This is a genomic window from Niallia tiangongensis (assembly GCF_044704065.1).
GTDB classification, from domain to species: domain Bacteria; phylum Bacillota; class Bacilli; order Bacillales; family Cytobacillaceae; genus Niallia; species Niallia tiangongensis.
On record NZ_CP162613.1, the window covers coordinates 1,298,697 to 1,318,373 of the forward strand.

Here is a 19,677-nt window from a genome sequence, read left to right on the forward strand (position 1 = left end):
TTGGATGACTGTTCGCTTATTAGCAGGTCGATCTGGTACCGGAAAAACAACGTTCTGTATAGAAGAAATCCAAGCAAAGCTTGCCGCACATCCGGAAGGCAATCCCATTATTTATATTGTCCCAGATCAGATGACCTTTTTATCCGATCAGCGATTACTATCTGGGTCCGAGGTTCAAGGAATGTTTCGGGCACAAGTATACAGTTTTACTCGTCTTGCTTGGAGAGTACTGCAAGAGACTGGTGGAATTAGTCGCTACCATATAAATAGTATTGGTGTTAATATGCTCATTCGCAAGATTATTGAAGAAAATAAAAATGAACTAACTCTTTTTAAAAAGGTTGCCGATAAAAATGGATTTATAGAGCAGGTTGAACAACTAGTAACTGAGTTTAGGAGATACACTGTTACTCCTGAAGAACTGCTAACTACAAAAGAGCAAATAGAGGACAGCCAAGAATCAGCAAAGGCATTAATGGATAAAATCAGTGATCTTGAATTAATATATGAAAAATTCGAACAAAGATTGGTCGGTAAATACATCGATGGGGAGGATTATTTTCGTTTACTCGCAGAAAAGATTAGTGAATCCTCCTATTTGAAAAGCGCGGAAATTTATATCGATGGTTTTTATAGCTTTACTCCCCAAGAATATTTGATTATTCAGCAGTTACTGCATCTTTGTGAAAATGTAACAATTACCAATACATTAGATCCTTCATCTTCACAAAATGATGACCTAAGCTTATTCCGAATGTCGACAGAATCTTTCCAAACTATTCACTCGATGGCCAAACAATTAGGAGTTGGGGTCGATATTATAGAGTTTACGGAGTATAAAAAAAATAGCCATCCGTCATTAATGCATATAGAAAATCATTTTGATAGCAGACCAGTTCAAGCCTATAAAGAAGAAACTACAATCAAATTTGCTGAAAGCATTAATCCGCGCGCAGAAATAGAAGGGATTGCGCGGGAAATTGTGAAGCTTGTTAGAGATAAGCATTATCGCTATCGAGAGATAAGTTTATTGTCGCGTAATTTGTCTACGTATCAGAATATAATTGAAACTGTTTTCAGAGATTACGATATTCCGTTCTTTATTGATCAGAAAAGCAGGATGCATGATCATCCTTTAGTAGAGCTAATTCGTTCTTCTTTAGAAATTTTTGAAACGAATTGGCGTTATGAGCCTGTATTTCGTTCAATAAAGACAGAATTACTTTTTCCACTCCATGAACGCAAAAATAATATTCGGGAAAAGGTAGACAGGCTAGAAAATTATTGCCTTGCTTATGGAATAAAGGGAAACAAGTGGACTTCCAAAGAGCGCTGGAAATATAGAAGAATCCAAGGATTAGAATGGGAGCAAGGGGTTCAGACAGATGCAGAAAAAGAATTCGAGCAAGAATTAAATGCGCTGCGTTTGTCTTTAACTGCACCGTTAATTCGCCTTCAAAACCGTTTAAAAAGAGGGAAAACAGGACGCGCCAAATGTGAAGCGTTATATCTATTTTTAGAGGAACTTGAAGTACCGATGAAAATGGAATACTGGAAGAATGAGTTAGAGGAAAAAGGAGAGCTAGTCAAAGCTGGAGAACATGATCAAGCATGGAATAGCATGGTGGAACTGCTTGATCAATTTGTAGAAATACTAGGAGAAGAGGAATTTTCAACGAAACAATTTGCCACAGTTGTTAATGCAGGCTTAGATATTTTGAAATTTTCCCTCGTTCCTCCAGCCTTGGATCAGATTTTAATCGCAGATTTAGAGCAATCTCGTTTAAATGATATAAAAGTTGCTTTTGTCATCGGTCTAAATGAAGGTGTTTTTCCATCGAAATTTCAGGATGAAGGAATACTTGCAGACACGGATAGAGAAGCTTTGCAACAAAAAGGAATGAAGTTAGCTCCTACAAGTAAAACGAGACTGTTAGATGAAGAATTTCTTGCATACAAAGCATTTACTACGCCATCTGATTATCTTTATTTAACCTATCCGTTAGCAAATGATGAAGGTAAATCTATTTTGGCATCTACTTATATCAAAAGAATGCGAGATTTATTTCCTAAAGCAACTACCATCTTCTACATGTCAGATCCAAAAGAACTGTCGGAAGAAGGGCAGCTGGATTATGTTGTCCATTTTCAAACGACCTTGTCTTATTTAACAGGACAGCTTTATTTAAAGAAAAGAGAGTATCCTATCTATGAATTCTGGTGGGATGTTTACAATGAATATATGGAGAGTACAAATTGGCGAGAACCTGCCAAAAAAGTATTCTCTAGTTTAACCTATCAAAATCAAACAGAAAAATTATCGGAACGAACGAGCAGCGAATTATATGGGGAAACTATTTCAGCAAGTGTTTCCAGAATGGAATTATTTCACGCTTGTCCATTTTCGCATTTCGCTACCCATGGATTAAAGCTTCGAGAACGGCAAGTATATCGCTTAGAGGCACCGGCAATCGGTGACTTATTTCATGCGGCCTTAAAATATATTGCCGAAACAGTTATGAATAAGGAGCTAATGTGGTCTAGTTTAACAAGGGAGCAATGTGAGCGACTAGCAAAAGACGCCGTAGATATGCTAGCACCAAAACTGCAGAATGAAATATTGCTTAGCACGAATAGACACCATTATATAAAGAGAAAGCTAGAGCAAATCATTAGCAGAGCTTCCCTTATTTTAAGTGAGCATGCGAAGCATAGTGGATTCTCGCCAATTGATTTAGAATTAGAATTTGGTCCAAAAGGGAAGCTTCCATCCATTTCTTTTCCGTTGAAAAACGGAACAAATATGAATTTGATTGGAAGAATCGATCGTGTCGATAAAGCAGTTGTTGGAGAAGAAGTCTATTTAAGAGTCATCGACTATAAATCAAGTGGCCAAGAATTGAACATGAATGAAGTATATTATGGCTTATCCTTACAGATGCTTACTTATTTAGATTTAATTATTACAAATAGTACGATTTTAGTAGATAAGGAAGCGAGTCCAGCCGGCGTATTATATTTTCATGTACACAATCCGATGATTTCGAGTAAAAAAATATTAACATTAGATGAAATCGAAGAAGAACTATTAAAGAAATTTAAAATGAATGGGCTAATGCTTGGGGAAGAACGAGTCATTCACTTAATGGATGAAACGTTGGAAAAAGGGAATTCTCCGATTGTACCAGCAGGTCTTAAAACAGATGGAACCCTTACGAAAGCTTCTAAAGTAGCAACAAAAGAAGACTTTAATGAATTGCAGAAATTTGTTCGTCACAAATATAGGGATTCAGGAAATAAGATTATTAGTGGGGAAGTAGGTATAGAGCCGTATCGTTTAAATGATAAAAAGCCATGTACTTTCTGTTCCTTTAAATCTGTTTGCCAATTTGATGAAGCATTAGAAACCAACCAATATAGACAATTGCCAGCCTATTCAAAGGATGAGGTACTACAATTAATCCGGGAGGAGGCCAATACGAATGAAAGAAATTAGTATACCGGACAAGCCAGCAGATGTTACCTGGACAGATGATCAATGGAAAGCGATTATGTCTAGCGGGCAGGACATTTTAGTTGCAGCAGCAGCAGGATCTGGCAAAACAGCTGTTTTAGTAGAAAGGATGATTCGGAAAATTGTATCCGACCAGCCGATAAATGTCGATGAATTGCTTGTTGTTACGTTTACGAATGCGTCGGCAGCTGAAATGAAGCACCGGATTGGTGAAGTATTAGAAAAGGAAATTAATGCGAATCCAACATCTCAGCATTTAAAAAGACAATTAGCGCTTCTAAATAAAGCCCATATTTCTACAATCCATTCTTTTTGCTTAGAGGTTATTCGAAAATATTATTATGTCATTGACCTGGATCCAGGCTTTAGAATTGCTGATGAAACAGAAGGGCAATTATTAAGAGATGAATGTTTAGAAGATCTGTTTGAAGAAGAATATGGAAAGGAAAATAATGTAGCATTTTTTGATTTAGTAGATGCTTTTACGAATGATCGCAGTGATGATGCTTTGCAGCGGATGATTCAAGAAATATATGATTTTTCTCGTGCTAATCCGTTCCCTTCTGCTTATTTACAGTCTTTGATCAAGATGTATGCTATCGGGGAAGATACAGCATTAACGGAATTACCGTTCATGAAGCATTTAATCGATGATGTGGACCTACAACTAGAAGGAGTAAGGAAGCTGCTTGAGTATGGCTATGAATTGACAAAGCTTCCGGGAGGTCCAGCGCCGCGTGCAAGCAATTTCCTAGAGGATTTGGACTTAGTGTCTATTCTTGAAAAAGCAAAGGGTCAATCTTGGGAAACGTTATATGAGGCAATGCAGTCACTGAAATTTTCTCGGGCAAAGCCTTGTAAAGGAGAGGAATATGATCCTGCCCTTGTAGAAGAAGGACAGAGAATAAGAGACCGTGCGAAAAAAATATTGCAAGAACTGCAAAGTGAGCTTTTTACAAGAAAGCCACAGAGCTTTTTAAAGGATATGGCTGAGATGAGGCAACATGTTGAGACACTTGTTTATCTTGTCGAAGCTTTTGGAGAAAGGTTTCAACAAATAAAAATCGATAAAGGATTAGTGGACTTTGCTGATTTAGAGCATTATTGTCTAGCAATTCTAAGTCGTTCAGAAGAAAAAGAACTAATTCCATCAGAAGCCGCATTATTTTATCGAGCTCAATTTAAAGAAGTCCTTATAGATGAGTACCAGGACGTAAATTTAGTTCAGGAATCTATTCTAAAACTAGTGACAAAGGATAGCGAAGCAGAAGGAAATCTTTTTATGGTTGGGGACGTAAAACAAAGTATATATCGGTTTCGATTAGCGGAACCAAACTTATTTTTAGCCAAATATCTTCGTTTTCAAGAGCGGGAGGATGCTGGCTTTAAAATCGATTTAGCGAAAAACTTTCGAAGTAGAAAAGAAGTGTTAGAAGGAACGAACTTTCTCTTTAAGCAAATTATGGGAGTGAAGGTAGGCGAAATTGAATACGATGAAAGTGCTGAATTAAAGCTAGGTGCGAGTTATCCAGAAGAAAAACCTTATCCGATTGAAGTTGCATTAGTAAATCAAAGCGCTGATTCTAGTGAAGATAGTGAAATGGATGGAGAGTCAACTGGTATCAATGCAGCAGAACTGGAGCAATCACAATTGGAGGCAAGAGTTATTGCCGAAAAGGTTAAAGAGTTATTTGAAACAAACCAAGAGGTATATGACGCAAAACAAAAAGCATATCGACCAATTCGTTATAAGGATATGGTCATTTTACTACGATCCATGACATGGGCTCCGCAAATTATGGAAGAATTAAAGCAGTATAATATACCGACCTATGCTAATTTAACAACCGGCTATTTTGAATCAACAGAAGTGGATATCATGATGTCTTTACTAAAGGTGATAGATAATCCGTATCAAGATATTCCCCTTGCATCGGTTCTTCGCTCCCCGATTGTTGGGTTATCGGAAGAGGAGTTAAGTAAATTGCGAATTGCGAAAAAGCAAGGAGCTTTTTATGAAGCTATTCAGGCGTATATCCATATGAACAGGATGAAAGAAGAAGCGCTATATGAAAAAATCAGACCGTTTTTTGATAAATTGGCTGATTGGCGTTCGGAGGCAAGAAGAGGAGCCTTATCGGAACTGATTTGGAAGCTGTATCGTGAAACGTATTTTTATGATTTTGTTGGGGGATTACCAGCAGGAAATCAACGTCAGGCGAATTTGCGTGCACTTTATGATAGAGCTCGTCAATATGAAGAGACGTCGTTTCGTGGTTTATTCCGCTTTCTTCGCTTCGTTGAAAGAATGAGAGATCGAGGTAATGATTTAGGTGCTGCAAGAGCCTTAACGGAACAAGAAGATGTTATTCGAATTATGACCATTCATAGCAGTAAAGGCTTAGAATTCCCATTTGTTTTTATGGCAGGCATGGGGCGCAATTTCAATACAATGGATTTAAGAAAAAACTTTTTACTAGATAAGGATTTAGGCTTTGCTACGAAATATATTGATGCGAAAAAGCGGATATCCTACCCATCCCTTCCTCAAATTGCGTTTGCAAAAAAGAAAAAAATGGAGCTGCTTGCAGAAGAAATGCGCGTATTATATGTAGCTTTAACTCGAGCAAAGGAAAAGCTGATTTTAATAGGTGCAGTAAAGGATATCGAGAAGGCAAAACAGAAATGGTCACAGATTGCAGGACATTCGAATTGGCTTTTAAATGAATTTGATCGTGCACAAGCTAAGTCTTATTTAGATTGGATTGGTCCAGCATTAGTCAGACATCGGGACAATACATGGATCCATTTAGAAAGCTGGAGTGAAAAAGACGGAATTTCTTACCATCCATCCAATTGGGAAGTGAAAGTATTGCAAAAAGAAGCGCTTTTAACCCGATCCGTTGAGGAAGAGGAAAAGGAAGAGGCATGGTTAAATAAAATAGTAGAGGGCAAAAGAATAGAAAGTTCTTCTGCTTATAAGGAAGAACTAAAAGAAACATTTGCATGGTCTTATTCTACAAAAGAAAGTACGTCTCATCGCTCTAAGCAGTCTGTTTCTGAATTAAAACGCCAAGGGGAACTGCGAGATGCCCAGAGTGGAACAGAGCTTGTAAAGGCATGGAAGCAAACCGTGTGGAATCGACCGAAGTTTATGCAGGAAAAAAAATTAAGCCCAGCAGAAATCGGAACCGCTATGCATATGGTTATGCAGCATATAGATATAAAGGCGGAAGTTACGGAAGCTAGCCTGAAGCAATTATTAGAAGATATGGTCAGAAAGGAACTATTAACGAGTGAGCAAGTAGAAGTTATTGATATTTCCTCTATCCTATCTTTTTTCCAGTCTCCTTTAGGAAAAAGAATGCAACAAGCACCAAAGCTTGTACGAGAAATTCCGTTTAATATTGCCTATCCAGCGAGTCGAGTATATGCTGACTGGGAGGGAGAAGAAGAGCCAGTTCTCGTACAGGGGATTATTGATGTATTCTTTGAAGATGAGTTAGGCACTGTGTTGCTTGATTATAAAACAGACACGATATCAGCTCGATATAAAGGTGGATACGACGAAGCAAAACCGATATTAGAATCGCGCTATCAAGTACAAATAGAGCTTTATACAGAGGCATTGGGAAAAATATTAAAGCGAAAAATAGAAGAGAAATATTTATTTTTCTTTGATGGTGCACATGTGTTGAAACTATAAAATATTTAAAACAATAATGGAGTAAAAGAGGCTGGGATATAAGTATTCCAGCTTAAAATAAACCCGAATGATTATACGAAGATGCCAATGAAAGGCTCGTATAATCGTTTGGGCTTTTTTATTCGTTATAAAAAGGATGTTCCATGAAGTTTGTTGCTATTCCCCGCAGCCTGAATATACTTTGCTTTCCGTGGGGCTCGCGCTAAAGCAGCGGTCTGCTTCCGCCTGCAGGGTCTCAGGCTGTCTCGCTAATCCCCGTGGCGTCTACGTGTATTCAGGCTGCGGATAATAACACCATCTTTACTGAAACAGCCTTTTATAAACCAATATAAACCCGAATAATCATACGGAACTATCGTATGGTTGTTCGGGTTTATCTATGGCTGGAATACTTATGTCCCAGCCACTTTTATGCTAGTTATTACCGGCTATAGGTTGGTCAACGCCGCTGCCATCTGTATAGTTGCTGGAATTGACTGCGTTATTTGTTATAATAAATGCTCCATTATTTCCAGTCCCTGAGCCTATTGTTGCTTTTGAATTGTCTTTAGGGGAGATAAAAAGGGAATCACCGAATTGCACAATTCCTGCTCCTGTATTGACAATTTGAATCGGACCTATTATTGCAGGCATGATTCTATCCTCCTTGTAAGAAAAAATGTCAATGGAAAGATGGGTGAAACAACGATAAATTTAGTTATTTGCAACAACTGGTTGATCAAGTAAACTAGTGTCTATATAGTTACTGGCGTTCAATCCGTTGTTTGTAATGATAAAAGCTCCAGTATTGGAGGTTCCCGAGCCTAAGGTTGCTTTGGAATTTCCTTTAGGAGAAATAAACAACGAATCCCCAAATTGAACAATACCTTCCCCTACGTTAACAATTTGTACCGGACCTACGATTGCAGGCATTTTTTTACCTCCTTGTTTCGTATCATTATAGTTTGGATAGCCCTTCATTAATGAGGAGAAAGTAAGCCCCCCTCTTGTTTAAGTTTCACTTTATTGTTCCTGCTCTGGTTCAACATTGGAAAAAGGCGCCCCTGTAATATCTGTACCGGTAACAGAAACGGGACTTTCGGAGGTTGGAATATCTAATTGGCTTGGATCATTCAATTGAATCAAGTTATTCCCAACTTCTGTCGCAATAGTTTGCTCGATTTGGCGAATATGCTTAATTCTTGTTTCTGCATACATATGCCGACAATTTCCTATTTGCAATAAAGAGCAGGAAGATATTCCCGTAATATTTATATGATGAACTTTAATAATGGGTTTCATATTTTCAAAATGGCATTCTACATTTTCAGTAATTGGAATTAATGGAATAGGTTCTTTAAAGACAGCGTAGTCTTCGTAAGCTCCTTCATTTCCATAAAAGAGTTCCTTTTGCCTTTGAACGGCTAGAGCCCGAGAAATGGCTTGAAAGTAAGTAGCGTCACCAATCTCTACAATCGAAGAAAAGGATACTGTACTGACCTTGATTAAATCGACAACAGATGTACGCTGTAACATGATTAGATTTTCGGATGCATTGGAACAAAGGGACCAATTATTAGAGATTCAGCGGGTGTATCGAATGTAGAGGCTAATTGAATGGTTTCGGCATCGCCTACCAAGCAAATAGAGGAGCTTGCAACCCCAATGATATTAATATTTCCTACTTGAAGCTCTCGGTTATATACTTGAAAATTCATTCTTTTCCACTTCCCTTCATGTTATCTGGTATATGGCTTAAAAATAAATGGATTCCATTTTCCATTTCTTCTTTTAAAGCATGGATAATCGCTTCATTGGATAAATTGCCTCCGTTTTGCTTGCGATTGGCACCTTGCTGTAAATAATATTGGATTCTCGTTGGTAATTGCTTTGTGATATCCTCTTGAATAAAAGAAATATATGATTCCTCTTCGGGCATTTTTAGTTCTACTTGCTTCTTTCGAATAATCTCTGGCAGTTCTAATTGAATAAATTGATGCATTTCTTCTTCTATATCCATGGAACGATTCATCATTTGCTTTGGATCAATTGGTGGATAGAAAGGGCCATGCGGCTGATTTACTGGTCCACTTGGATTAATGGCAAGCTCTTCGATGTTGCTTAAATCTTCAGGATTAAGACCGATATTTAATGTTCCTTCCAACGTCTCCACTTTTAATTGGTCAAAGCTGTAGTCTATCCGGTCAATATGGACACTTGGTTTTTCTTTCATAGTCGTAACATCAATGGATAGTGCTGCGACTTGCTTTTCTAAATCCTTGATTCTTTTTTCAAGCAGCTGTAAGTAATTGCGCATTTTTTCACTGTATTGGTAAAAATCATAAGACATTTCTATCCCCCCTTTTTTCCTTATTATAAATCTTTTCTATTTTCGAGGAGACTGCAAGGGAACTGCAGGCGAGAAAACTGCACCTTCATCTGCTACGTCCAGTCCAGGTTCTTCTGGTTTTAGTTCGGGAGCAGATTCCGTGAATCCCCCTGTATTATATAAATACGAGGCAGGTTTAATAATGCCTGCACTGCCTATCTGTAATACGGAGGAGTTGGAAATACCTCCAATTTTAATCGTATTTATGACTATGGATTGTTGGATAAAATAATTCATTTACACATCACCTTTTAGTCTTCTTACGCATTTGCTGCGATTGGCTGATCCAGTCCATCGTTATCATACGTATTAGTAGAACTGCGATAATTAGTAACCTTTAATCCATCACCTGTATTAAAAGAGCCTGATCCAGAAAAAGTTTTAGCATTAGAGATAGGCATCATTTTGTACACATCGCCAATATTAAAAATAGAGCTACCTCCCACTGAAATAACTTGAGCTACTCCAACAATTGCTGGCATATTCAACATCCTTTATACAATATTCTTATACATACTATGGAATTTAACAGAATGGGTGATACATTTACCTAGATAGATAAATTCTTCTCCTAATTAACTTATTCTTATGAATGGTTGTACTATGACAAGAAATCTGTCCCATAAGCAAGAGGGAAATAACTGCGCTAGTAGATAGTTAATAATCTTGAGAAATTGTCTATTTTTCTATTTGGAAAAAACATTTAGAAAGTTTATAATTTTCTTAAATGATAGTAATGAAAATGGGGGGAAAGAAATGAAGATTGCAACGGTTGCGTTAGATGACAAAGTATTTATAGGTATAGTAGAGGAAATGGGGATACTAGCTTTAAATGATGTAGAGGAAAAGCGTACGGGAAGACGATCATATGGAGAAGACCTTGTTACATGCATAGAACAAGAAGGATTCTTGGAAAAGGTGAAAGATTTAATTCATTGGGTAGAAGAACAAAATGATAAAGCTAATTTTTATATCCCAATGGAAAAGGTGACGTTTCTAGCACCTATTCCTAGACCAAGAAAAAATATCTTTTGTATTGGAAAAAATTATGTGGAACATGCCATTGAAATGGGAAGTAAAGAGGACATTCCAGAGCATGTAATGGTCTTTACGAAAGCTCCTACAACCGTTATTGGACATATGGATGGCATTCTGGAGCATAATGAAGTAACGGAACAACTTGATTATGAGGGTGAACTTGCTGTTGTGATTGGAAAAAGAGGGAAAGGAATTGAGCAAGAGGAGGCATTAGATTACATATTTGGTTATACGATTTTAAATGATATTACCGCTAGAGATTTGCAGAAGAAACATAAGCAATTTTTTATTGGGAAAAGTTTAGATACGAGTGCTCCGACAGGACCATGGATTGTGACAAGTGACAGTATTCCAAATCCGAATGAATTAAATATTACTACAAAGGTAAATGGAGAAATTAGACAGCAATCTAATACAAAACATTTTATATTCCCAGTGGAAGAGGTAATCAGTGTATTGTCTAAAGGAATGACTTTAGAGCCTGGTGATATTATTGCAACAGGAACACCTGCTGGAGTGGGGAAAGGATTTAATCCGCCACGTTTTTTAAAAGGTGGGGATTCGATTGAAATTGCAGTTGAAGGAATCGGCACCCTTTTTAATAAAGTAATAAAGGACGTATGATGTTTCGCGAATAGAAGGAAGATTACGATATGTGTTAAAATAATGGAGAAAAGGAGGGAGATATATGAGTTCTACAGATGCTCATGTACTGACATGGATTATCGGACTAGTTCTATTTGCCATATCATTCGGTTTACATAAAGCTGGAAAAGAAAAGGGAAGTAAAATCCTCCATATGGTGTTGCGTGTCGTATACATTCTGATTATTGGTTCCGGAATTGGCTTACTTGCAAAAACAGGCATGGATTTCATGCACACGATAAAAATGCTAGTCGGCATTTGGGTGATTGGGATGCTTGAAATGGTTCTTATTCGCACAAAAAAAGGCGAAAATACGAAAACGCTGTGGATTTTATTGGTTATTTCCTTTATTCTCGTGTTGGTAATAGGATATAGTATTTAATGCTTTAGAGTCTTAAGAGGTTGGGACGTAAGTATTTCAAACAATAGTAAAAACGAACATTAATACGCATTAATGTTCGTTTTTATATTATTGAAAGAAGGTTTAAAAAAGTCTTTTGTTATTACCCGCAGTCTGAATACACTTCGCTTTCCATGAGGCTACGCTTACCTCCTCGGCTTGGGAGTGACCCCAAAAAAATCTTTAGAAAAAACTTTAAGAAACGAAGTGAAATGCAGCGGAGGACGCTCGACTCCTGCGGGAAATAGAGGAAAGGATGAGACCCCGCAGCGCAGCGAGGAGGCTCAGCTTCCTCCCCGGCACATCGTGCGTCTGTAGCGCAATGGAACGACATAGTTTTACACTTGACTATATTTAAAAACATAGATAACCATCATGAGAAAGTAGCTTTATTTAAGAGTGAAATTAGAGATTGTTCGTCTTTGCAGTTTGGTTATTTAGTTTCGTCCCGGCCTCTTTTTTCAAAAAATATTAATACTGCTCAGCGTTAAAAAGTATTGGGAGAAATGGAGGCAATACATGAAGGTACTTACCATGAATATTGGAATACTTCTACTCCTTTGTATAGGAGCTTTATATCAAGCCTTTAGAACAGATGCATGGAATTTTGCTATGCTATTATTTCTTTTCGCAATTATTCTTGGATTCTATTTTCTTGTACCTGTGTTTAAAAGAAAAAGCATTCCCTTTTTATTCATTTTGATTCTTCTTGATATAACGCTGCTTGCAACAGAAGTTGAGCTACACGGCTATCTCTTTCTATTATTGCTTTATTTTACGATGGAAGTTGGTAGATACGTATCAACAAATTTTTTCCGTATGATTATTTGCTCATTGTTTTTGATAAATAACGCAATAGGAATTATTATATCATCCTATCCCCCTTTTATTTGGATCACTCTTTTTCTGTTGATCTCCTATTTACTCATTCGTTTAAACGAGCTAGATAAAGATTATCAACAAATCAGAGATACATATGAATCTTTATTAAATGATTATCGTATACAAAAAAGACAATCCTATCATAATGAACATGCGGCAAGAGTGGAGGAAAGAAATCTCATTGCTAGAGAAATGCATGATTCCGTCGGTCATAAGCTGACAGCATTAATGATGCAAATTGAGCAATTTTTGATTAAAGAGAAAAAGGAACAATATGTGATTTTAAAGAATATGACAGAGGAATGCTTAGAAGAAACAAGAAAAGCGGTTCGACTATTACAAGTGGAGGAACCTGGTGGAATTGCTTCTATTATTGCACTTATTAAAAAATTGGAAAGCGAAAACAATATTTACGTGCACTTTACAACGAAACAAGGAGTACTTCAAGTTAATCTAAGTAATAAACAAAGTGCTGTTCTCTACCGCACTATTCAGGAAGGTATAACTAATGCCATGAAATATGGAAGCTCGAAGGCTGTCCATATAACGTTAGGTGTTTCTCCAATTGGATATCTAACTTTTGAGATTAAAAATCCATATATTCATAAGCACCCGTTTCATTATGGTTTTGGCTTAGAAAACATGACAAAAAGAATAGAAGAGGAACAAGGGAAATTAGAGGTTCTTCAATTAGACGGAGAATTTATCCTGCAAGGAAAAATTCCTGCTGGGGGGAAGAAAAATGATTCGCGTGTTAATTGCTGAGGATCAAGCAATAGTCAGAAATGGATTAAAGATGATTATTGAGCAAGACGAAGAAATCCAAGTTGTTGCGGAAGCAGAAAACGGAAAAGAAGTATTGTCTTTATTAGAAAAAACAATTGTGGATATTGTCCTTATGGATATTCGAATGCCGATTATGGATGGTATGGAAGCAACGAAACGAATTCGCCAGCGATATCAGCAAATAAAAATACTTATCCTTACTACTTTTAACGATGAGGAATATGCAATACAGGCTTTTCAAGAAGGAGCCAATGGATTCCTGCTCAAGACGACAGATAGCGTTACCTTAGTAAATAGCATAAAGAGCTGTTTATTAGGTGGAATTTCGATACATGACCAAGTAGCAGCCAAATTAATGCCTAAGCTTTTAAAGAAAGAGGCCAATCAGGAGAAGGTGTTAAGCAACAATCAGATCATTCCTTTGACGAAGCGAGAAATAGATATTGTGAAAAGGATTGGACAAGGAAAAACCAATAAAGAAATTTCCAGTGAATTATTACTATCCGTTGGAACAATAAAAAATCACATTACCCAAATTTTAGCTAAATTAGAATTAAGGGATCGCACCCAATTAGCAATCTTTGCAGTGAGGAATGATTTTATTTAATAGCTGATGCTAATTCGAATAAAAGGCGTGTCCAGTATTCAACCAATTACCATCATGGTGATTACTGACACGCTTTTTTTACGATTGTTTTAACGGATATTCCTCTTCGATTATTTTCGTTACTTTGACTTCGCTAATTCGCCGATCCACAATCTCTTCTACCTGGAATTCAAAGTTCTTGAAAGAAATAGTTGGTTTTTCCTGTTCATTCGGAATATAACCAATCTTGCTGATCAGAAAACCACTCAACGTGTCATAAATTTCAATCGGTAAAGTGATTTTTAATAGCTCCTGTACATCATCTAGACTAATAGTCCCTTGGAGGATATAGATGTGTTCACCAATAATTTTAATCTCAGGAGGCTTCGGTTCATCGTATTCATCAAAGATATTTCCAACGATTTCCTCAATTAAATCCTCCATTGTAACAATTCCGTCCGTTCCACCATATTCATCGACGACAATGGCAAATAGGATGTTGTTTTTTTGCATCTGTATAAATAATTCATCTGTTCTCTTCGATTCCAATACGAAGTAAGGATTGCGAATAATATCACTCAATTGAAAGGAGACATTTTCTTTGCCTACATAGGCTAAAAGATCTTTTGAATGAAGAATACCAATAATATTATCCATATTCTCTTCGTATACTGGGTAGCGTGTATACATTTCACGATTTACGAGAGCAGTAATCTCCTTTAACGTATAATCAGAAGGAATCGCTACCATATTAGAACGATGGGTCATAATATCTGTGACATTTTTATTATCAAATTCAAAAATATTATGAATCATCATTCGTTCATCTTCGTCAATATTTCCTTTTTCATTTCCTACATCAATCATCATTTTTATATCTTCTTCTGTTACTTCCTCGTCCTCATCATCTGGCCTAACTCCAAATAAACGAGCTACCGTGTTGGTAGAGAAGGTTAAAAAAGCGACAAAAGGTGCTGTTATTTTGGAAAGTACCGTTAATGGACTTGCAGCGAACATAGCAATTCCTTCTGCTTTTCTCAAAGCAACTCGTTTAGGAACTAATTCACCAAAGACAAGGGTGAAATAGGATAGCAGTAAAGTAATTACAATGACAGAAATAGAATCAAGCAATCTTTGTGAGAGAGGAACTCCCATTGTTATAAATAAATCTGATAATTGACCTGCAAAGCTGTCAGCAGCAAAAGCACTAGCGAGAAAGCCAGCCAGCGTAATCCCGATTTGGATGGTAGCTAAAAATTTACTTGGCTCTGATAGGAGATTATAAACTATTTTAGCCTTCTTATGACCTGTATCAGCCATATGTTTTATTTTATTATCATTTAAGGAAATGAGCGCAATTTCTGCTGCGGCAAAGAAAGCATTTAAAGCAATTAAGATGACTAGGACTAAAATGCCCAAATTCTTCAGCTCCTTTCCAACGGCTTGTTTCCTATTTGTTTTACCCTTTATTATGGAAAGTATGCTTTTGTAAAAGGATTTGATTTATCAGAAGCAATTTAAAAATCAATTATGACTAGAGTCATTTTATTTTTGAAAAGAAATGACCTTTAGGTATAGGAATCGCTGTGTTTTTTCATTATTCTGTATATAGAAAGGATGATGAGCATTGTTAGAAATCATGAATCTATCTAAATCTTATAAACAGAAGCAAGTGGTGAATTCCGTTAATTTATATTTAGAGAAAGGAGAAATTGTTGGATTACTTGGACCGAATGGTGCTGGAAAATCTACGACTATTTCCATGATATCCTCTTTAATTTCCCCTGAAGTTGGAGATGTACGGCTTAATAATGAAAGCATATTAAAAACACCCCAGAAGTTACGAAAGATACTTGGAGTCGTTCCACAGGAAATTGCCGTTTATATGGATCTATCAGCACGGGAAAATCTCCTGTTCTTCGGAAAAATGCATCGGATACCTAGAAAAATTTTACAAAAGAGAGTGGATGAAGTTCTCGATATTATCGGTTTAAAGGAACGAGAAAAGGATTTAGTTAAAACCTTTTCAGGTGGAATGAAAAGGAGATTAAACATTGGAGTTGCTCTCATACATGAACCAGAGATCATCATTATGGATGAACCAACCGTCGGGATTGACCCGCAATCAAGAAATTATATATTAGAAACAGTTAAAAGACTAAATAAAGAAAAACAAATGACGGTACTCTACACGAGTCACTATATGGAAGAAGTGGAATTTCTATGTAATCGGATTTACATTATGGATCATGGGGAGATTATTGCTTCCGGAACAAAAGAGGAGATTAAAAACATTCTATCTGCAGAAACCGCGATAAATATTAGGGTGGAAATGGTAAAACACGAATTTGCAGAAGCACTCCGTCAGCATGAAAATATTAAAAACATCTCTATTCAACAATCCGTGATTACGGTTATCGTACCAAGACAAGTAAATTTATTAAAAGATCTATTACGAATTGCCGAAGAGCAGAAGACAAATGTACTCTCTGTAAATATTGAGACACCAACATTAGAAGATGTTTTCTTGCACTTAACAGGGCGTCAATTAAGAGATTAGGAGGGTGCTCTCATGCTTTGGCAAATGATAAAGAAAGAACTATTGATGATTTGGAGAAGACCTAGGGAGCTTATTGTTTTATTGCTCATGCCTTTTGTGCTTATTACTATACTTGGTAGTGCGTTAGGGGCATTGGATAATAACGGCGAAGTGGAAGTGCATGCAAAGCTTGCTGTTGTAGTGGAGGATGAAGCAAATCAAGGGCAGCAAGAAGCGATAGATTTAGTGAACCAATCAAATAGAAGTGAACAGGAAAAGAGAGAGAAAACAGCACTTATTCAATCCCTTCAACCAATTAAGACATTTATTAATGAAGTAGGTGAAAATCCAGAATTAAAGAACATTCTATCTATTACGGAATATAGTGACCGGACAAAGGTAAAGGAAAAGGATTTTGATGGTGTGCTGGTTATTCCAGAAGGATTCACTGCTGAATTTTATGCAAATATGTTAAAGGAAGAGGCAAATATTCCTGCTTGGACATTAATGACAAAGGAAAAGCAATCCCTTCAGGTAACCATTATTCAGGATATTATCACTAATTATCAAAAAGAGTGGGTATATCTAAAAACTGCCCAAGAGCTTCAATTGGATTATTCAGCATTAGTAAATATAAAGACAGACGAACAAATTAAAAATTTCGAAAAGAAAAAAGAAATTAGTGCATTTGCTTACTATGGAGTGGGAATGTGTGTGATGTTTGTATTTTATATTTCTACAACCGTAGCAGGTCTCGCTTATCAGCAAAAGGAAGAGCTTATGTATGAGCGAATAATACTAGCAAATGTTCCAAAAATCGTATTTTTTGCAGGGGTTTTTATCGCAGCATTTATTCTATCCTTTTTACAGCTAACTATTTTGTTTAGTTTGACAGCTTCTATTTACGGAATAGTTTTTCCTAGTATCCTGAACCATTTAGTGGTTACCCTGACTGTAAATGTAATGGCTGCAACATTTTCAACATTTGCAACAGCGATTTCATTTGCTGTCAATTCGCGAAATGTGGAAAGTATTCTATCTTCCTTAATTGTTCCTATCATCGCCTTTATCGGAGGGAGCTTTTTTGATGTAAGTGCAATTGGTGGGTTTATGGAGACATTGGGAGAATATTCTCCAGGAGGAGCAGCGATTACTGCTTATTTAAAGGTATATCAAGGCTATTCCCTAGTAGATTTATGGGGGCAGATTAAGGCTATCTTACTGTTTTCTGTTACATTGCTCTTGATTAGTGTCATTATCTTGAAGAAAAGAGGGGGAATTCGATGAATGCTGTACTATGGGGGAAATGCAAAACATTTATGAGAAAACCAGGTGGATTTATTATAACCTCCCTAATATGTATCGTATTTGCTTATTTAGTCGGCATTTCTTCCTTTACAAAAGTAGAGGTACCAATTTATACAGATCGGTCGGAAAAAGCAACGGATATTGTAAAAGCATTAAATAAAAGTGAGACTTATTCGTTTGTTCCCTATTCAAAAGAAGAAGTAGAGGAACAGTTAGCTGAAGGAAAAACGGATGTAGGAGTATCCCTAAATGAAGGTACCTATACGATTTTCAGAGTAGCCGAAACCTCCAATATATTAATGGTCCAAAATTATCTACACACCTATTATACTAATATGCTTAAGGAACAAGCGTTAATAAATGGAGCGGCGAATAAAGAAGACGCAGAAAGAGTGCTCGCTAGTAATAAAGAAAACCCAATAATTCCCGTGTCAAATGAACAAGCACTAACAGAAGAAGAGACTAGTTACAGTCAGTCACTGCAGGCATTATTTGGATTTACTTTATTTTTTTGCATATATACTGTCTCTTTTACGGTAATAGAAATATTGAGAGATAAGCAAAATGGGATATGGGATCGATTCATTTTGTCATCTACATCAAAAGCTCAAATCTATTTTGGACATTTATTATTCAGCTTTTTAGTAGGCTATGTACAAATAGTAATGATCTTTCTTCTCTTTAGATATGGGTTAAATATTGATTTTAATGGACAGTTTTATTTGGTGTATGTATTAATCATTCCCTATTTATTTTCGATTGTGGCATTAACGATTCTTCTTACAGGCTTAGTGAAAACAGCAAGTCAGTTCAATGCTGTTATTCCATTGGTGTCGGTCAGTTTCGCTATGCTTGGAGGAGCTTATTGGCCAATCGAAATCGTTACATCGAAAATAATGATTCTTTTATCTAAATTTATTCCAATCACTTATGGTATGGAATTATTAAAAAAAGGCATTATCGAAAGTGCATCTTGGATTGAAATTCTCGTACCTGCAGGAATTCTCTGTTTAATGGGGACTGTTATGTTAGGAATAGGTATTCAGCTAATTGAAAAAAGACATGTGTAGATGTGTAGGAAGAGGATGAGAAAGAATATTTCGAAAAAATAATAAATAGTGTATAATAAAAGGAAATAAATAACATTTATTAAAAGGAGCTGAAACATTTGCTGAAAAAAATAGTTAAAGCATATTTATATGTTGTCGTTCTTCCTGTTACGTTATTAATCTCTGTAATTTTTGAACCAAGTGGTAATCTCGTTCAGTTAACGAATGACACAATTAGAGATATGTAACAGCAAATGATAGATGTTTTTTATAAGTGTCTGTCCATAAAGGCAGATGCTTATTTCTTTAAAAGATACCATTTTCTCTATCAAAACGCAGACTTTCCAATCATAAATTAGTAATAAGCAAAGGATTATTAAGGAGATTGCATGAAAAATATATATATCATTTTAGTAACATTTACAATAGAAACAGTGATAATTTGGGTCGTATCATTAATATTAGGATGGAAATTTATCGACACCATATTTTTAGGCAGTTTATTGCTTTTTGGAATTGTTTATCTCATCCGCTTATATATTCATCAAACGAATACAGCCTTTAACGCAAATATAGCAGGCTGGACATGGGAGGAAGCAGGAATTGGTCCTTTTCGTTTCCGCGTTTCTCCAATTATTCTTGGATTTATTTTATATATAGTTGTTAGTTTTTGGTCACTTTGATAACTTATCATTCTTATTTTTTTTAGCAAAGAAAAAAGTTGAGCGAGTTTAATATGGATATTTAGCAAATAAATAGTACAGGAAGCGGAAAGAATGATGACTTTAGAACATGAAATATATAACTGTTATTGCAGAGGACCTCCAACTAGTTTTTTTGATAAATAACTAAATAG

The 19,677-nt window shown here is 36.3% G+C and carries 19 protein-coding genes; 11 read left to right on the forward strand and 8 right to left on the reverse strand.

Annotated features, from left to right (window positions below; translation table 11 throughout):
* The first annotated feature begins 4 nt into the window (after positions 1 to 4).
* Together addB and addA are read left to right on the forward strand one after the other, a co-directional pair.
* Positions 5 to 3,496 (forward strand): helicase-exonuclease AddAB subunit AddB, encoded by a 3,492-nt coding sequence (addB, locus tag AB3U99_RS06245; RefSeq protein ID WP_400246397.1) that lies wholly within the window; start codon positions 5 to 7, stop codon positions 3,494 to 3,496.
* A complete protein-coding gene (addA, locus tag AB3U99_RS06250) occupies positions 3,483 to 7,220 on the forward strand; it encodes a helicase-exonuclease AddAB subunit AddA (protein WP_400246399.1) in 3,738 nt (1,245 codons plus the stop codon). Before addB ends, addA begins: the two co-directional genes overlap by 14 nt.
* A 414-nt stretch (positions 7,221 to 7,634) precedes the next feature.
* Here addA and AB3U99_RS06255 read toward each other — a convergent pair whose 3' ends face one another.
* The 7 genes from AB3U99_RS06255 to AB3U99_RS06285 form a co-directional block, all read right to left on the reverse strand.
* Positions 7,635 to 7,853: a spore germination protein gene (locus AB3U99_RS06255; RefSeq protein ID WP_400246401.1), complete on the reverse strand. Its 219-nt coding sequence runs from the start codon at positions 7,851 to 7,853 to the stop codon at positions 7,635 to 7,637.
* Between the two features lie 60 nt (positions 7,854 to 7,913).
* The gene (locus AB3U99_RS06260) at positions 7,914 to 8,132 is read right to left on the reverse strand and encodes a spore germination protein (protein WP_047943094.1); all 219 of its coding nucleotides are present in this window, start codon (positions 8,130 to 8,132) and stop codon (positions 7,914 to 7,916) included.
* A 90-nt stretch (positions 8,133 to 8,222) separates the two neighbouring features.
* Positions 8,223 to 8,735, reverse strand: coding sequence for a spore germination protein GerPE (locus AB3U99_RS06265; protein ID WP_400246403.1), 513 nt, complete (start codon positions 8,733 to 8,735; stop codon positions 8,223 to 8,225).
* 2 nt (positions 8,736 to 8,737) lie between these two features.
* Complete coding sequence (locus AB3U99_RS06270; protein WP_400246405.1) at positions 8,738 to 8,917, reverse strand: spore gernimation protein GerPD; 180 nt, start codon at positions 8,915 to 8,917, stop codon at positions 8,738 to 8,740.
* The gene (gene gerPC, locus AB3U99_RS06275; RefSeq protein ID WP_400246407.1) at positions 8,914 to 9,549 is read right to left on the reverse strand and encodes a spore germination protein GerPC; all 636 of its coding nucleotides are present in this window, start codon (positions 9,547 to 9,549) and stop codon (positions 8,914 to 8,916) included. Before gerPC ends, AB3U99_RS06270 begins: the two co-directional genes overlap by 4 nt.
* Before the next feature lie 36 nt (positions 9,550 to 9,585).
* Positions 9,586 to 9,825 carry a spore germination protein GerPB gene (locus AB3U99_RS06280; RefSeq protein ID WP_400246409.1) on the reverse strand — a complete coding sequence of 80 codons (240 nt, stop codon included), beginning with the start codon at positions 9,823 to 9,825 and terminating at the stop codon, positions 9,586 to 9,588.
* Positions 9,826 to 9,848: 23 nt separating this feature from the next.
* On the reverse strand, positions 9,849 to 10,070 hold the full coding sequence (locus AB3U99_RS06285) for a spore germination protein (RefSeq protein WP_312096385.1): 222 nt from the start codon (positions 10,068 to 10,070) through the stop codon (positions 9,849 to 9,851).
* Between the two features lie 274 nt (positions 10,071 to 10,344).
* Between AB3U99_RS06285 and AB3U99_RS06290 the strand changes: the two genes are divergently transcribed.
* From AB3U99_RS06290 to AB3U99_RS06305, 4 genes are all read left to right on the forward strand, one after another.
* Complete coding sequence (locus AB3U99_RS06290; RefSeq protein WP_400246411.1) at positions 10,345 to 11,250, forward strand: fumarylacetoacetate hydrolase family protein; 906 nt, start codon at positions 10,345 to 10,347, stop codon at positions 11,248 to 11,250.
* A gap of 64 nt (positions 11,251 to 11,314) precedes the next feature.
* On the forward strand, positions 11,315 to 11,653 hold the full coding sequence (locus tag AB3U99_RS06295; protein WP_031536629.1) for a YisL family protein: 339 nt from the start codon (positions 11,315 to 11,317) through the stop codon (positions 11,651 to 11,653).
* A gap of 537 nt (positions 11,654 to 12,190) precedes the next feature.
* On the forward strand, positions 12,191 to 13,318 hold the full coding sequence (locus AB3U99_RS06300) for a sensor histidine kinase (RefSeq protein ID WP_400246413.1): 1,128 nt from the start codon (positions 12,191 to 12,193) through the stop codon (positions 13,316 to 13,318).
* Positions 13,296 to 13,946, forward strand: a complete 651-nt coding sequence (locus tag AB3U99_RS06305) for a response regulator (RefSeq protein ID WP_400246415.1) — start codon at positions 13,296 to 13,298, stop codon at positions 13,944 to 13,946. Before AB3U99_RS06300 ends, AB3U99_RS06305 begins: the two co-directional genes overlap by 23 nt.
* Positions 13,947 to 14,024: 78 nt before the next feature.
* Here the strand turns inward: AB3U99_RS06305 and AB3U99_RS06310 are convergent, their stop codons facing one another.
* Entirely contained in the window at positions 14,025 to 15,344 is a 1,320-nt protein-coding gene (locus tag AB3U99_RS06310; protein WP_400246417.1) for a hemolysin family protein, read from the reverse strand.
* Positions 15,345 to 15,552: 208 nt separating this feature from the next.
* Between AB3U99_RS06310 and AB3U99_RS06315 the strand changes: the two genes are divergently transcribed.
* The 5 genes from AB3U99_RS06315 to AB3U99_RS06335 all read left to right on the forward strand — a co-directional run bounded on the left by AB3U99_RS06315 (position 15,553) and on the right by AB3U99_RS06335 (position 19,504).
* Positions 15,553 to 16,485 (forward strand): ATP-binding cassette domain-containing protein, encoded by a 933-nt coding sequence (locus AB3U99_RS06315; RefSeq protein ID WP_400246419.1) that lies wholly within the window; start codon positions 15,553 to 15,555, stop codon positions 16,483 to 16,485.
* A gap of 12 nt (positions 16,486 to 16,497) precedes the next feature.
* Entirely contained in the window at positions 16,498 to 17,751 is a 1,254-nt protein-coding gene (locus AB3U99_RS06320; RefSeq protein ID WP_400246421.1) for an ABC transporter permease, read from the forward strand.
* A complete protein-coding gene (locus AB3U99_RS06325) occupies positions 17,748 to 18,842 on the forward strand; it encodes an ABC transporter permease (protein ID WP_400246423.1) in 1,095 nt (364 codons plus the stop codon). Before AB3U99_RS06320 ends, AB3U99_RS06325 begins: the two co-directional genes overlap by 4 nt.
* 98 nt (positions 18,843 to 18,940) lie before the next feature.
* On the forward strand, positions 18,941 to 19,069 hold the full coding sequence (locus tag AB3U99_RS06330) for a hypothetical protein (protein ID WP_400246424.1): 129 nt from the start codon (positions 18,941 to 18,943) through the stop codon (positions 19,067 to 19,069).
* A gap of 141 nt (positions 19,070 to 19,210) precedes the next feature.
* Positions 19,211 to 19,504, forward strand: coding sequence for a hypothetical protein (locus AB3U99_RS06335; RefSeq protein ID WP_400246426.1), 294 nt, complete (start codon positions 19,211 to 19,213; stop codon positions 19,502 to 19,504).
* Positions 19,505 to 19,677: the final 173 nt, after the last annotated feature.